We start from the raw sequence: 14,169 nt of genomic DNA on the forward strand, positions 1-14,169 counted from the left end.
ATGATCCCGGGTTGGAAGCGAGAACGCTCTCCTACCCACGACGCAACGTCACGAAGCGCTCTTTCAGGCCGGAATGACGCAACCCCGCGTTGCACAGATATTCTGCAATGCAGCAATATTTACAGTGCAAATGCAGTATATTCGCGGATCTTCGCGGCACTGCAGCGAAGGCTATTGCATGCTGGCCACAACCCCTCCCCAAAAGCCTGCCTTTACGCAGGCTTCCCCCAACGTCAACTTGCCAGACACGTTGATCGACGTTGGAATTGGCTGGTAGATTTGCGTTTGTCAGGCCCCGCGCCTGCATTCGGGAGGAGTTAAAATGAAATTACAGGCAGGCGCCATTCTGGCGCTTCTCGGTGCGTCGGCGGCTCATGCCGGCGGGATCGAACGTACGACCCAATCCGCGATGATCCTCTATGCCGAGGGCAACCGGGTGGAGCTGAGCTATGGCTCCGTCTCCCCGTCCCTGTCCGGCACGGATGTCGCGACCTATGATATCGATGACGTCGGCAACGACTTTGCCCTGCCCAGCTTCGCGGTGAAGGCAGACGTGAACGACAAGGTCGCGATCGCGCTGATCTACGACAAGCCCTTCGGAGCGGACATCGAATACGGGCCGGAAAGCCCGGTGCTCGGCGGGACGAAGGCGCAGGCGGACGTGACCGCGCTGACCCTGCTGGCAAAGTACCAGTTCACCGAACGCTTCAGCGCCTTCGGCGGGGTCCGCTTCCAGCAGGCAGACGGCGAAATCACCCTTTCGGGCGCCGCCTATTCCACGCTGAGCGGCTACAACGTGGAGCTCAACGACGGGTCCGGCACCGGCTATGTCCTCGGGGCTGCCTATGAAATCCCCGACATCGCCCTGCGGGTCGCCCTGACCTACAACTCCGCCATCTCGCATGAATTCGACACGGTGGAAGACAACCCGATGATCGCCTCCGGGCTTACAAGCACGCTGACCTCGAAGACCCCCGAAAGCTGGAACCTCGAATTCCAGACCGGGGTCGCTGCGGACACGCTGCTCTTCGGGTCGGTGCGCTACGCACGCCACTCCCAGTTCAAGGTGGACCCGACCTATGGGCCGGACCTGGTGGATCTCGATGACACCACCACCTACCGCCTGGGCATCGGGCGCCGCTTCAATGACAAGCTCTCCGGCTCCATCTCCGTCGCCTACGAGGCCTCCGGCGACAAGCTCGTGTCGCCTCTTGCCCCCTCGACCGGCTCCACCGCACTCGCGCTCGGCCTGGCCTACAAGGTGACCGAACAGCTCGAAATTTCCGGCGGGGTCAGCAAGATCTGGGTCGGCGATGCCGATCCGGAAACCGGCACCCCGGATACGGCGCGGGCCTATTTCACCGACAACGACGCTGTCGCGTTCGGCCTGAAGATCGCCTACACCTTCTGATCCGACAGCGACAAGACACCCCCCGGCCCGAAAGGACCGGGGGTTTCTCATTTAGGTCACACCCTGCGCGATCGCGACGCGCCCGGGCCCAGGGGGCCACGACAGGGCCATTCCGGTTTGACCCGCGCCCCGCTCTCGCCTAACCGTCAGGCAACCGCCCGGCAGACAGGGCAGCGGCAGACAGCAAGGGGTCACAATGCTTTACGGATCGGCGCAGGACTGGCGCGAGGCGGCGCAGAAGCGCGTTCTTCTCTTCGGCATGTCGGGGCTGGGCAAGACCCATGTCTCCAACCTGCTCCGCGACGCCGGGACCTGGTTCCACTACTCGATCGACTACCGCATCGGCACCGGCTACATGGGCGAACACATCGCCGACAATGCCAAGCGGCACGCGATGCAGGTGCCCTTCCTGCGGGACCTGCTGATGACGGATTCGATCTACATCGGCTCCAACATCACCTTCAACAACCTCGCCCCCCTGTCCACCTACCTGGGCAAGCCGGGTGATCCCGCCCGCGGCGGCCTCGCCTTCGAGGAATACATGGTCCGCCAGGATCAGCACCGCGTGGCAGAGATCGCGGCATTGTCGGACACCCCGCGGTTCGCGCGCCGCGCGGTCGATCTTTATGGTTATCCGCATTTCGTCTGCGACAGCGGCGGCTCCATCTGTGAAGTGGTCGATCCCTGGGACCCCGAGGATCCGCTTCTCACTCTGCTGGAAGACACCGCGCTGCTGGTCTGGATCAAGGGCGACGATGCCCATACCGAAGAACTGGTGCGCCGCTTTGACCGGGCCCCCAAGCCCATGTATTACGAACCCGCGTTTCTGCGTGCCGCCTGGGAGAGTTACCAGATGGAGACCGGTCAGGCACCGGAGGAAGTCGACCCCGACGCCTTCGTGCGCTGGACCTACGCCAGGGCGCTCGCCCATCGGCAGCCGCGCTACGCGGCCATGGCGAAACGTGGCGTCACCGTTCTCGCAGATGAGGTGGCTGCCGTGAAATCCGCTGCTGATTTTGAAAAACTGATCGAAAAGGCGCTTGCGCGCCGCGAAGAAGAGACTAGCTAAGCGATCCCTAGCCATCGGACCTGACACATGCCCATCAAGATTCCTTCCGACCTGCCTGCCTATGATGTCCTCACCCACGAAGGCGTCATGGTCATGTCGGAGGATCAGGCGGCGCGTCAGGACATCCGTCCCCTGCGCATCGGGCTGCTGAACCTGATGCCGAAGAAGATCCAGACCGAGAATCAATTCGCCCGGCTGATCGGTGCCACGCCCCTGCAGATCGAGCTTTCGCTGATCCGCATGACCGAGCACCAGACCCGCAACACGGCAGCCGAGCACATGGAGAGCTTCTACCGTCCCTTCGCCGAAGTGGCCGAGAGCGGAGAGAAGTTCGACGGGCTGATCATCACCGGCGCGCCCATCGAACACCTCCCCTTCGAAGAGGTGACCTACTGGGACGAGCTGACCCGCGTCTTCGACTGGACCCAGAGCAACGTTCATTCCACCTTCGGCGTCTGCTGGGGTGGAATGGCGATGATCAACTATTTCCACGGCGTGCCCAAGCACATGCTGCCCGCCAAGAGCTTCGGCCTCTACCCTCAGGAAAACCTTGATCCCGCCTCGCCCTTCCTGCGCGGGTTCTCCGACATCTGCACCGTGCCCGTCAGCCGCTGGACCGAGATGCGCCAGAACGACATCGACGCGGCGGGCGACGGGCTGCGCACGCTTCTGGGCAATGCCGACACCGGCCCCTGCCTGGTCGAGGATCCGACGCATAGCGCGCTCTACGTCTTCAACCATTTCGAATACGACAGTGACACGCTGAAGCAGGAATATGACCGCGACGTCGAATCCGGGTCCGATATCACCTTGCCGGTCAACTACTTCCCCGGCGATGATCCCGCAGGGCGCCCGCTGAACCGCTGGCGCAGCCATGCCCACCTGCTTTACGGCAACTGGATCAATCACATCTACCAGACCACGCCCTACGACCTGGCAAAGATCGGCAGCCAGTCGCGCCTGCCCTGACGGGCAGCTCCCACGGCCTTTCCGGCGCGTCGCCGAACCGCTCCGCCGCAACGGACGCATTGCGCCAGGGCGGAGCGGTCGCCATATAGGTCAAAAAGGAAATCGCCGATGAACCTTCCCTTCAACGGGGCCATCAGTGCCTATTACAAGCACGACGCCCCCAATGCCCTGCGCAATGCCATTCGCCGCGCCGATGGCAATGACATCATCGACGGCTCCTACCCCTACAGCGAACGCAAGCCCCGCAAGGCCTACGAGAAGGAGCTGGAGGCACTGCAGGTCGAACTGGTGAAGATGCAGGTCTGGGCGAAGGAAAGCGGCGCGCGGATCCTGTGCATCTTCGAAGGTCGGGATGCGGCGGGAAAAGGCGGCACGATCAAGCGCTTCCGCGAATACCTGAATCCGCGCGGCGCACGTGTCGTGGCGCTGCCCAAACCCTCTGACGCCGAACGCGGCCAGTGGTACTTCCAGCGCTACATCTCCCACCTGCCCGGTGCCGGTGAAATCGCCTTCTTCGACAGGTCCTGGTACAACCGCGCCGTGGTCGAACATGTCTTCGGATTCTGCACGCCCGCGCAGCGGGATCACTTCTTCGCCCAGGTGCCCCAGTTCGAGGCGATGCTGGTCGAAGAGGGCATCTACGTCTTTAAGTTCTGGCTCAACGTCGGACGCGCGGAACAGCTGCGCCGCTTCCTGGATCGGGAGAAGGATCCGCTGAAACAGTGGAAGCTCAGCTCGATCGACGTTGACGGGCTGGCCCGCTGGGATGCCTACACGGCCGCTATCGCCGAAACGCTCAGCCGCACCCACACGCCGACGGCCCCTTGGACTGTCGTGCGGTCCGACGACAAGCGGCGTGCAAGGCTGGAAGCGATCCGTCAGGTCCTCCATGCGCTGCCCTATGACCGCAAGGACCAGAAGGCCCTTGGCGCGCTCGACCCCAAGATCGGAGGCGGACCGGAGATCTGGGATGTCTAAGAAACGCGGCTATCACCACGGCAACCTCCGCCAGGCGCTTGTCGAGGCCGCGCTGTCGCTGATCGAGGCAAAGGGTCCGACCGGTTTCACCCTCTCCGAGGCGGCCAAGACGGCCGGCGTCACCCCCGCCGCCGTCTACCGCCACTTTGAAGGGCGCGAGGATCTGATCGCCGAAGCGGCCCGCCAAGGTTACGAGATCTTCGCCGACGTCATCGCCTTCGCCTACGAAAAGGGCCAGCCTTCGGCCCTTGCCGCCTTCGAGGCGACGGGCCGCGCCTACCTGGCCTTTGCCCGCAAGTACCCGGGCCACTACATCGCAATGTTCGAAAGCGGCATCTCGGTCAATCGCACGCCGGAGCTGGCCGCAGTGGCCCGCCGGGCCTGGGACGTGATGGAGAAGGCCGCCGACGACCTGTCACGCCACATCCCCCCGGAAAAGCGGCCGCCGGCGTCGATGTTCACCGCCCATATCTGGGCGATGAGCCACGGCGTGGTGGAGCTTTTCGCGCGGAATTCCCCTGGTCGCCAAAGCCCCTTCCCACCCGAGGACCTGCTGGAAAGCGGCATCGGTGTCTACCTGCGCGGGCTGGGGCTGATCGACGCCGACAAATGACCCGTTAAGTCCCGGGAAAGACGAATCTGTCACCTCTGCCCCGATGTTGTTCGGGCTCCGGCCCGAGGTCTATCGGGGTTTGTTTCGTGACGCTCAGCTCCCTTTTCCGGGATACCCCGGCCATCAATCCCGCGGCGCTCGGCGCCAGGTTCGAGAAATACCGCGCCTTTGCGCAGTGGCTCATCGCCTGGGTCTGCCTCGTCTCCGTCCTGGCGATTGGCGGTGCGGCCCTCCTGGCTGCCAATGGCACGTTCTGGATTGTCACCCCGGCCTCCGCCCTGCTGGCAGGTCTCGCCTTCCTGACCCTGCGCAACCCCGGCAAGGAAGGCCGGATCCTGATCTCGCTGCTGCTCGTCGGGCAATGTATCCTCTTCAACGCCGCGATCGCGCGGCATGTGATGCAGCCCGACAGCCACATGCTCTACTTCACCGCGCTCACGGCGATTGCCACGCTCAGCTCCCGCCCCGCGCTGATCTACGCCACCCTGCTGATCGTCCTGCACCACCTTCTGGCGGTCCTGTTGATGCCCTCGGTTTCCTTCCTCACCGACAGCCTTGGCTTCAACCTGATGCGCATCGCCTTTCATGCCACCGCCGTGCTGCTGGCCGTCGCCAACCTGATGCTGATCGTCCACTTCCGGCTTGTGCAGACCGTGTATTCCGAGCGCCGCGCGGCCAAGCTTGAAGAGACGATGGCGGAGGTGCAGCAAGCATTGGAAGAGGCCGAACGACGCAAGGCCGACGCGGAGGAGGCAACCCGACTGGCACGGGAAGCCACGGCCGATGCGACCGCGGCCCGCACCCGCGCCGAAGAGGCGCTGCGCGACGCCCATGACAACGCCGAAGCCGCCCGACATGCCGAGGCGGAGACACTGGCAACCCAGGACCGCCATGCCCGAGAGATCGAGGAAGTCATTGCCCACCTTCAGGAAAAGCTGGCCTGTCTTGCGCGCGGCGACCTGACGACGCGCATCGACCGCCCGCTGCCTCCCGCCTTTGCCGACCTGTCCCAGAGCTTCAACGTCGGGGTCGCCCGCCTGGAAGAAGCGATGGCCGGCGTGACAAAGGAAGTGGATTCGATCCGGATCCAGTCACGGGAAATCAACGACGCCGCCGAGGATCTGGGCCGTCGCACCGAAAAGCAGGTCACAACCCTGTCCGAAGCGGCCGGAACGCTGCAGCAGCTCACGTCGCTGATCCGGGACATCGCAACCGACACCGGGGCCGCCCGCACGGCAACTGAGGAAACGAAGGGGGAGGCCACGTCGGGGACTGCCGTGATGGAACGCACCGTCACGGCCATGGATCAGATCGAAGGTTCCTCCGCCGAGATCCGGAAGATCATCACCGTCATCGATGACATAGCGTTTCAGACCAATCTCCTCGCCCTCAATGCCGGGGTGGAAGCGGCTCGGGCCGGAGAGGCGGGGCGCGGTTTCGCCGTCGTTGCAAACGAAGTTCGCGCCCTGGCGCAGCGCAGTTCCGAAGCGGCAAAGGAAATCGACACGCTGATCAACAGTTCTGCCAGTCATGTCGGGCGGGGCGTGGACCTGGTCAAGAACACAGGGGCCGCGCTCGGCTCGATCCGCAACGCGGTGGAACGTACGGCAGAGCGCATGCAGGCCGTCGCCGACGCCACGGCGGACCAGTCCCGCGGCCTGACCGAAGTCAACGCGGCGATCACCGAACTCGAAGCCTTCACCCAGAGAAACGCGACGATCTTTCAGGAAACCATCACCGCCAATGCCGTTCTCTCGGAAACGGCAGAGGCATTGGCAAACCGGGTCGGGCAGTTCTCCATCGGCGCAGCAGCGAACCAGATTGGCGACAGCAGCTGGCAGATCCGCCCCAGTGGTGATCGTCGACGGGCCTGAGGTCCATTCGTTCCGCCCTTGTCTCGGAGGCTCTTGCGCCGTTTGGCGCAGGCTCTACCCTGCCCTCGTTGATGATGGGGGCTTTCATGCTTACGATTTGGGGGCGCAGGACCTCTTCCAACGTGCAGGCGGTCATGTGGTGTGTGGGTGAGTTGGGCCTGCCCTATCACCGCCATGACGTCGGCCATCGCCATGGCGGCACGGACACGCCTGGCTTCATCGCGATGAACCCGAACCGGACCGTTCCAGTGCTGCAGGATGCCGACAATCCGCCCCTGTGGGAGAGCGGGTGCATTCTGCGTTATCTCGCCGGCCGATACGGTCGTGGGCCCTTCTGGCCGGATGATATCGTCGCCTGTGCAGAGATCGACCGTTGGGCGGAATGGGCCAAGATCAACATTGCGATGGCATTCACCGGCCCGGTGTTCTGGCGTGTCGTCCGAACCCAAGCGGAAGAGCGTGATCCGCAAGCGATCGCGGGGGCCGTCAGCGCGCTGGAGCAGAAACTCCAGATCGCCGAGGCCCAGCTGGCCCGACATGACTGGATTGCCGGGCCGGAGTTTTCCCTTGCCGACATCCAGTTCGGCCATGTTCTTTATCGCTATTTCGATATCGAGATCGAGCGCGCCGCGCTTCCACGGCTGGCAGCCTATTACGAACGCCTTGCAGCCCGTCCAAGCTACCGGGACCATGTGATGGTCCCCTATGACGAGCTTCGCCCCTGATCCGCGATGCCTTTTCCGGACAAAAGAAAAGGCCGCCCAAAGGCGGCCTTTCCCAAAACAGTGCCTGCAAGCGGATCAACGCTTGGAGAACTGGAAGCTCCGGCGCGCCTTGCGCTTACCGTATTTCTTCCGTTCGACGACGCGGCTGTCGCGGGTCAGGAAGCCAGCGGCCTTCAGGGCGCCACGCAGGGACGGATCGTACAGCTGCAGGGCCTTGGAGATACCGTGCTTCACGGCACCGGCCTGACCGGTCAGACCACCGCCCTTGACGGTTGCCATGACGTCGAACTCGCCTTCCACACCAGCAACCTGGAAGGGCTGGTTGAGGATCAGCTGCAGAACGGGACGAGCGAAGTAGACCTTCATCTCCTTGCCGTTCACGACGACCTTGCCGGAACCGGGCTTGATCCAGACGCGTGCGACGGCGTCCTTCCGCTTGCCGGTGGCGTAGGAGCGGCCCAGTTCGTCACGAACGGGCTCACGGGGAGCGTCGACCTCGATGGACACGGCCTCGGCGGAGACGGCGTCTTTCAGGTCTTCCAGGGAATTCACTTGATCAGCCATCTATCAGCTCCGGGTGTTCTTGGAGTTCATGGACTTGACGTCCAGCACTTCCGGCGCCTGCGCTTCGTGCGGGTGCTCGGAGCCGGCATAGACGCGGAGGTTGGTCATCTGCTGGCGGGACAGGCGGTTACCCGGCAGCATGCGCTTGACCGCCAAGGTCACGACGCGCTCGGGGTACTTGCCCTCGAGGATCTGGCCATAGGTACGGTCCTTGATGCCGCCCGGGAAGCCGGTGTGCCAGTAGTAGCGCTTGTCGGCGCGCTTCTTACCGGTCAGCTGGACCTTGTCAGCGTTGATCACGATGACATTGTCGCCCATGTCCATGTGGGGGGTGAAGGACGGCTTGTGCTTGCCACGCAGGCGCATGGCGACGATCGAGGCGAGACGGCCCAGCACGACGCCTTCCGCGTCGATGATGATCCACTTCTTCTCGATGTCTGCGGGAGTCGCAGAGAAGGTTTTCATGTCGGGTGCCCTTTGGAAATTGGCAGCCCGCAAGGTCGGAAGACCCGCGGGCGAAGTGATGGGCGGGTTATACAGCCGCCCGCGTGCCAGTCAAGCGACACATATTCGATTTTCTCCTTTAAAAACAAAACGGTAAAATTTAGGTATCAAAATACCCCACAAATTTCAGCGTTCAGGCGGGATCGAGTAGGTCAGGGTGGCCCGGGCGACGGGTTTTTCGTTCCCCTCCGAGTGAATCAACACGTCACCAACCGCAAGCCCCCGTCCGAGCTTGAGCAGACGGGTCTCTGCGATCAGATCGCGGCCTGCCGCAGGCTTGCGCATGAAGTCGATGGAACAGTTGGTCGTGACGGCCAGTGCCTTTGGGCCGATGCGCGACAGCACAGCGAGATAGACGGCAACATCGGCCAAGGCGAACATCGCCGGGCCGGACACGGTCCCCCCCGGACGCAAATGCCGATCCTCGACCACAAGTCGCATCCGGATCCCCTCCTCCGTCAGCTGCTCTACCCTGTAGTCCGCAGAAACCTGCGGAAATGCAGCCTCCAGAAATCCTTCCAGTGCCGCGACATCCATCACCTGGACCATGCTTTCCTCCCTCTCCAATCCCTCCTAGAGTTCCCTCAGGAGAGGGAGGAAACAAGATGGCAATTCTTGAAAGAGAGGATCGCGACGGGATCGTTCAACTCACCATGAATGCACCCGAGCGGCTGAATGCCCTGAGTGACGCAATGCTGGCAGCCCTGACCACCGAGATTGCAACCCTCGCGCAGGACCGCAGTGCAAGGGTTGTTCTTCTGTCCGGTGCTGGTCGCGCATTCTGTGCCGGGCATGACCTGAAGGAGATGCAGGCGGGAAGACAGGCGGAGGACGGGGGCGCCGCCTATTTCGCCGATCTGTTTGCCCGTTGCGCCGCCGTCATGACGGGCCTTCGCGACCTGCCGCAGCCGGTGATCGCCCTGCCCCACGGCATTGCCACCGCCGCGGGCTGCCAGCTCGTCGCCTCCTGCGATCTGGCCATCGCGGCCGAGGGTACGAGGTTTGGCGTCAACGGGGTGAACATCGGATTGTTCTGCTCCACGCCCATGGTTGCTCTCAGCCGCAACATCCCGCGGAAAATGGCCTTCGAAATGCTGACCACCGGCGACATGATCGGAACTGAACGTGCAGCGCAGCTGGGACTGATCAATCGCGCGGTGCCGGCGGAGGCGCTTGAGGCCGAGGGAATGGCCCTGGCGCGCAAGCTTTCGACAAAGCTCAACACCGCACTTCGGATCGGCAAGCCGGCCTTCTACAATCAGATCGAGATGGATCTGGACAGCGCCTATGCCTTTACCGCCGCAGCCATGGTTGAGAACATGCTGGACGGAGACACCGACGAAGGCATTCAGGCCTTTCTGGAAAAGCGCTCCCCGACCTGGCATCGCGACTGAAGGGAGCCCCCGCGCGTGTCAAAATTGCGGCCCAGGCCGCGCCATCCGCACTGGTTCCCACTCGGAGACAACCAAGTTTCGGCGAAAACGTCTCGAAGTCTGCAATACAAACTTCGTTGGGAATGAATTGTTTCCCGATCAGATCCAGTGTGGTTCGGAACTCGCCACTTTTCCGCCCCATTTCTTTCAGCTACCTAGGGGAAGCTCGAGGCGCATGGGGATGCGCCTTTCTCAGCGAAGTTCGGGTCACCGGCGGCACCCCCTCCTAGCCAAGCTCTCTCTGGCGCCGCAGCAAGCAACGGTGACCCACTCCGCACCTCCTGACATACGCAACCATAGTACGTCGATCACGACCGGTTCCGATGCATGGTTGCTGCTTCAGAAGAGCGAAGGGGCTAGCAAAGCCAGCCTCTTTCCCCTAGATCGCGCGCATGACAGAGACACTCCATATCATCGGAGGCGGCATGGCCGGCTCCGAAGCTGCCTGGCAGGCGGCGCAGGCGGGCATTCCCGTGGTCATCCACGAAATGCGTCCCCAGGTCGAAACCTTCGCGCATCGCACCGGCAACCTGGCGGAGATGGTCTGTTCCAACTCCTTCCGTTCCGACGATGACGAGCAGAATGCCGTGGGTCTGCTGCATTGGGAAATGCGACAGGCCGGCGGGCTGATCATGGAGATGGCCGACCGTCACCGGCTGCCGGCAGGCGGCGCCCTGGCCGTTGACCGGGATCCCTTCTCCGAGGCGGTGACAGCCGCACTTCAGGCCCACCCCTTGATTACCATCGAGGCGGGTGAGATCTCCGAACTTCCTAGCGAGGGGCGCTGGATCATCGCCACCGGGCCGCTGACCTCGGGCAAGCTGGCGGAGGCCATCCGGGCCGAAACCGGCGCCGAGAGCCTCGCCTTCTTCGACGCCATCGCCCCCATCGTCTACGCCGAGAGCATCGACATGGACGTGGCCTGGATGCAGTCGCGTTATGACAAGGGCGAAACCGAGGAGGAGCAGAAGGCCTACCTCAACTGCCCGATGACGAAGGAGCAGTACGAGGCTTTCATCGACGCCCTGCTGGCCGCCGACAAGACCGAGTTCCACGAGGGCGAGACGGCGGGCTACTTCGACGGCTGCCTGCCGATCGAGGTCATGGCCGAACGCGGTCGCGAGACCCTGCGCCACGGGCCGATGAAGCCCGTCGGCCTGACCAATGCCCACAAGCCCGATGAAAAGGCCTGGGCCGTTGTGCAGCTGCGGCGGGACAACAAGCTGGGCACGCTCTACAACATCGTCGGTTTCCAGACGAAGATGAAATACGGCGCGCAGACCGAGGTCTTCAAGATGATCCCGGGACTGGAGAACGCCAGCTTCGCGCGGCTTGGCGGGATCCACCGCAATACCTTCATCAACTCGCCCCTTCTGCTGGATGAGCAGATGCGCCTGAGAAGCCGACCGAACATCCGTTTCGCGGGCCAGATCAGCGGCGTTGAAGGCTACGTCGAAAGTGCCGCCATGGGCCTGCTGGCCGGGCGTCTGGCCGTCGCGGAAATCCTGGGAGCCGAGCTGCCGCCGGTTCCGTCGGAAACCGCCATGGGCGCGCTGGTGACCCACATCACCGGCGGTGCCGAGGCGAAGACCTTCCAGCCGATGAACGTGAATTTCGGGCTCTTCCCGCCCGTCACCGGCCTGAAGGGCGGACGGCGTGGCAGAAAAGATCGCTACAAGGCCTACACGGACCGAGCGAAGGCCCTATGGTCTGACTGGCTGGCCGCATCGCCCGCCCCGGCGGAGTAAGCGGCACAACCCGATCCGAGGTTATGCCCATGAACTACGTCCTGGCCCTGTTCCTGCCGCCCCTGTCGATCCTCTTCGCGGGGCGGCCGATCCTTTCCATCGTGGTCTTCCTGATCTGGGTGCCCGCGATCATCTTCTCCGGCGGGCTGACACACCCGATGTTCATCATCCTGGCATGGATCCTGATCTACCAGGGCCACGCGGACCGCCGCTTTCGGACCGGCCCCGGCAGGGACTGACCGGCAAAGCGCTGTGCGCCTCCGCACCCAAGCCCCATACCATTGGGCTCGCCTGCGCTTTTATCTTGGGTGTGAGGGGTATATATGGGCCCCATGTCTGAAAATTATCTGGAAAAAATCTACGGCGTCTCCGACGCCGAAGCGCAACGTGACGTATACGATCAGTGGGCCACAAGCTACGACAAGGAGCTTGAGAAGGCCGAATACCAGACCCCCGGTCGTGTCGCCGCAGCCCTGAAATCCTGCATCAAGGACGCCGAGCTGGGACAGCCCGTGCTCGACTTCGGATGCGGCACCGGACTATCCGGCGAAGCCCTGGCAGATGCGGGCTTCACCCGCCTGCATGGCGCGGATGTCTCCGAAGGCATGCTGCGGGAAGCAGAGTCCAAGAACCTCTACGAGAAATTGGTGCCCCTGCCGACCGGTCACAACCCTGATCCCGGGCTGCTGTCGCGGTATCGCCTTGTGGCCGCAAGCGGTTCGATTTCGCCGGGTGCCGCACCCGCGTCCTGCGTGCCCGCGATCTTCATGGCGCTGCCCTCCGGCGGGCGCCTGGCTCTCAGCTACAATTCCCGTGCCCTCGAGGACGAAGAATACATGCGCATGCTGGACCGGACGATCAACAGCGCGGAAGCCGTGCTGGACTTCTCCGAAGTCGGGCCGCATATCCGCAGTGACGGCAGCACCTCCCGCGTGATGGTGATCCGCCGCCGCTGAACCGGAGACCCGACGCGAGAGCCCATGAGCTACGTAACCCGTTTCGCCCCCTCACCCACCGGGCCGCTGCACCTTGGCCATGCCTTTTCGGCGCTGACTGCAGCACGGCGGGCCGAGGCGGCGGGCGGGACGTTTCTGCTCCGCATCGAGGATATCGACCAGAGCCGCAGCCGCCCCGAATGGGAAGCGCTGCTGATAGAAGACCTTCACTGGCTCGGGCTGTCATGGCCCGAGCCTGTTCTGCGTCAAAGCGAACGCTTGCCGGCCTATCGCGCCGCGCTGGAAACGCTGTGGCAAGGTGGCCTGCTCTATCCCTGCACCTGCACCCGACGTGACATTGCTGCGGCCGCCTCCGCCCCGCAGGAGGGCGCGGAACCTGCAATCGGCCCCGACGGGATCGTCTATCCCGGGACCTGCCGTCCGTCCGTGCCCCCCAAGGGCCCCCTCCCCGATGCCGTTCTGAGGCTGGACATGGCCCGCGCTCTGGAGCGGGTCAGTCGCCATGCCCCCCTGAGCTTCACCGAGACCGGCAAGGGGCCGAACGGCGAAACCGGCGAAAGGCCGATTGCCTGGCGCCGGATGCTGGACCGGGTAGGCGATGTCGTGCTGGCCCGGCAGGGCATGGGCACCTCCTACCACCTTTCCGTTGTCGTGGATGACGCGGCGCAGGGAGTGACGGAGGTTGTCCGGGGACAGGACCTCTTCGAGGCGACCCCGATCCACGTTGTCCTGCAAAGGCTGCTTGGCCTGCCCACGCCAAGCTACCATCACCACCGGCTCATACGGGATGGCGCGGGCAAGCGTCTCGCGAAGCGAGACGACGCCCGGGCACTGCGCCTTTATCGCGAAGAAGGCAAGAGCGCCCGAGAAGTCATGAAGATGGTCGGGCTGACGCCCTGATCATTCCATCGGATCGAGGAAGACCACCTCTTCACCGTCGCGCACGGCGGTGTAGAAGCAGTTGCGCCGGTTGGTGTGACAGGCAGGCCCTTTCTGATCGACCATGATCAGAAGGCAATCCCGATCGCAGTCGATGCGAAGCTCGATCAGCTTCTGCATGTGGCCGGAGCTCTCCCCCTTGGCCCAGAACGCCTGACGCGAACGGGACCAATAGGTGACATGACCGGTTTCCAGCGTCTTCTCGATCGAGGCGGCATTCATCCAGGCCATCATCAGGACTTCGCCTGTGTCATGCTGCTGGGCGATTGCCGGGATCAGGCCATTTGCATCGAATTTCAAATTGCTCGGGTCGAAACGCATCGGTACTCCTTCGGCCCCTTTCCTGCGGGACCATTGCGGCCTATCTAGGGGAGAAGCGCCGAAAG

The 14,169-nt window shown here is 63.4% G+C and carries 16 protein-coding genes; 12 read left to right on the top strand and 4 right to left on the bottom strand.

The window, feature by feature from the left end:
• Positions 1–322 precede the first annotated feature (322 nt).
• The 7 genes from AC2IR1_RS13655 (at position 323) to AC2IR1_RS13685 (ending at position 7,639) form a co-directional block, all read left to right on the top strand.
• Positions 323–1,411 carry an OmpP1/FadL family transporter gene (locus AC2IR1_RS13655; protein ID WP_486472517.1) on the top strand — a complete coding sequence of 363 codons (1,089 nt, stop codon included), beginning with the start codon at positions 323–325 and terminating at the stop codon, positions 1,409–1,411.
• Between the two features lie 196 nt (positions 1,412–1,607).
• Positions 1,608–2,480, top strand: coding sequence for an ATPase (locus tag AC2IR1_RS13660; protein ID WP_486472518.1), 873 nt, complete (start codon positions 1,608–1,610; stop codon positions 2,478–2,480).
• Between the two features lie 27 nt (positions 2,481–2,507).
• A complete protein-coding gene (locus AC2IR1_RS13665; protein ID WP_486472519.1) occupies positions 2,508–3,449 on the top strand; it encodes a homoserine O-succinyltransferase in 942 nt (313 codons plus the stop codon).
• A 108-nt stretch (positions 3,450–3,557) separates the two neighbouring features.
• Entirely contained in the window at positions 3,558–4,427 is an 870-nt protein-coding gene (gene ppk2 / locus AC2IR1_RS13670) for a polyphosphate kinase 2 (protein WP_486472520.1), read from the top strand.
• Positions 4,420–5,040: a TetR/AcrR family transcriptional regulator gene (locus AC2IR1_RS13675; RefSeq protein ID WP_486472521.1), complete on the top strand. Its 621-nt coding sequence runs from the start codon at positions 4,420–4,422 to the stop codon at positions 5,038–5,040. The genes ppk2 and AC2IR1_RS13675 overlap by 8 nt, the downstream gene beginning before the upstream one ends.
• 86 nt (positions 5,041–5,126) lie before the next feature.
• The gene (locus AC2IR1_RS13680) at positions 5,127–6,914 is read left to right on the top strand and encodes a methyl-accepting chemotaxis protein (RefSeq protein ID WP_486472522.1); all 1,788 of its coding nucleotides are present in this window, start codon (positions 5,127–5,129) and stop codon (positions 6,912–6,914) included.
• Between the two features lie 86 nt (positions 6,915–7,000).
• Entirely contained in the window at positions 7,001–7,639 is a 639-nt protein-coding gene (locus AC2IR1_RS13685; RefSeq protein ID WP_486472523.1) for a glutathione S-transferase family protein, read from the top strand.
• Between the two features lie 75 nt (positions 7,640–7,714).
• Here AC2IR1_RS13685 and rpsI read toward each other — a convergent pair whose 3' ends face one another.
• The 3 genes from rpsI to AC2IR1_RS13700 form a co-directional block, all read right to left on the bottom strand.
• Positions 7,715–8,203 carry a 30S ribosomal protein S9 gene (gene rpsI, locus AC2IR1_RS13690; RefSeq protein ID WP_486472524.1) on the bottom strand — a complete coding sequence of 163 codons (489 nt, stop codon included), beginning with the start codon at positions 8,201–8,203 and terminating at the stop codon, positions 7,715–7,717.
• A 3-nt stretch (positions 8,204–8,206) separates the two neighbouring features.
• Positions 8,207–8,668: a 50S ribosomal protein L13 gene (gene rplM / locus AC2IR1_RS13695; protein WP_486472525.1), complete on the bottom strand. Its 462-nt coding sequence runs from the start codon at positions 8,666–8,668 to the stop codon at positions 8,207–8,209.
• A gap of 165 nt (positions 8,669–8,833) precedes the next feature.
• A complete protein-coding gene (locus AC2IR1_RS13700; RefSeq protein ID WP_486472526.1) occupies positions 8,834–9,256 on the bottom strand; it encodes a PaaI family thioesterase in 423 nt (140 codons plus the stop codon).
• A gap of 56 nt (positions 9,257–9,312) precedes the next feature.
• Between AC2IR1_RS13700 and AC2IR1_RS13705 the strand changes: the two genes are divergently transcribed.
• The 5 genes from AC2IR1_RS13705 to gluQRS all read left to right on the top strand — a co-directional run bounded on the left by AC2IR1_RS13705 (position 9,313) and on the right by gluQRS (position 13,744).
• A complete protein-coding gene (locus tag AC2IR1_RS13705; protein WP_486472527.1) occupies positions 9,313–10,101 on the top strand; it encodes an enoyl-CoA hydratase in 789 nt (262 codons plus the stop codon).
• Positions 10,102–10,532: 431 nt separating this feature from the next.
• Positions 10,533–11,888 carry a methylenetetrahydrofolate--tRNA-(uracil(54)-C(5))-methyltransferase (FADH(2)-oxidizing) TrmFO gene (gene trmFO, locus AC2IR1_RS13710; RefSeq protein WP_486472528.1) on the top strand — a complete coding sequence of 452 codons (1,356 nt, stop codon included), beginning with the start codon at positions 10,533–10,535 and terminating at the stop codon, positions 11,886–11,888.
• A gap of 29 nt (positions 11,889–11,917) precedes the next feature.
• The gene (locus tag AC2IR1_RS13715) at positions 11,918–12,127 is read left to right on the top strand and encodes a hypothetical protein (RefSeq protein WP_486472529.1); all 210 of its coding nucleotides are present in this window, start codon (positions 11,918–11,920) and stop codon (positions 12,125–12,127) included.
• Positions 12,128–12,220: 93 nt separating this feature from the next.
• Positions 12,221–12,844: a class I SAM-dependent DNA methyltransferase gene (locus AC2IR1_RS13720; RefSeq protein WP_486472530.1), complete on the top strand. Its 624-nt coding sequence runs from the start codon at positions 12,221–12,223 to the stop codon at positions 12,842–12,844.
• A 24-nt stretch (positions 12,845–12,868) separates the two neighbouring features.
• Positions 12,869–13,744: a tRNA glutamyl-Q(34) synthetase GluQRS gene (gluQRS, locus tag AC2IR1_RS13725; protein ID WP_486472531.1), complete on the top strand. Its 876-nt coding sequence runs from the start codon at positions 12,869–12,871 to the stop codon at positions 13,742–13,744.
• Here the strand turns inward: gluQRS and hisI are convergent, their stop codons facing one another.
• A complete protein-coding gene (hisI, locus tag AC2IR1_RS13730) occupies positions 13,745–14,104 on the bottom strand; it encodes a phosphoribosyl-AMP cyclohydrolase (RefSeq protein ID WP_486472532.1) in 360 nt (119 codons plus the stop codon).
• Positions 14,105–14,169: the final 65 nt, after the last annotated feature.

The sequence above is a fragment of the Pseudooceanicola sp. NS-SX8 genome, from assembly GCF_057380755.1.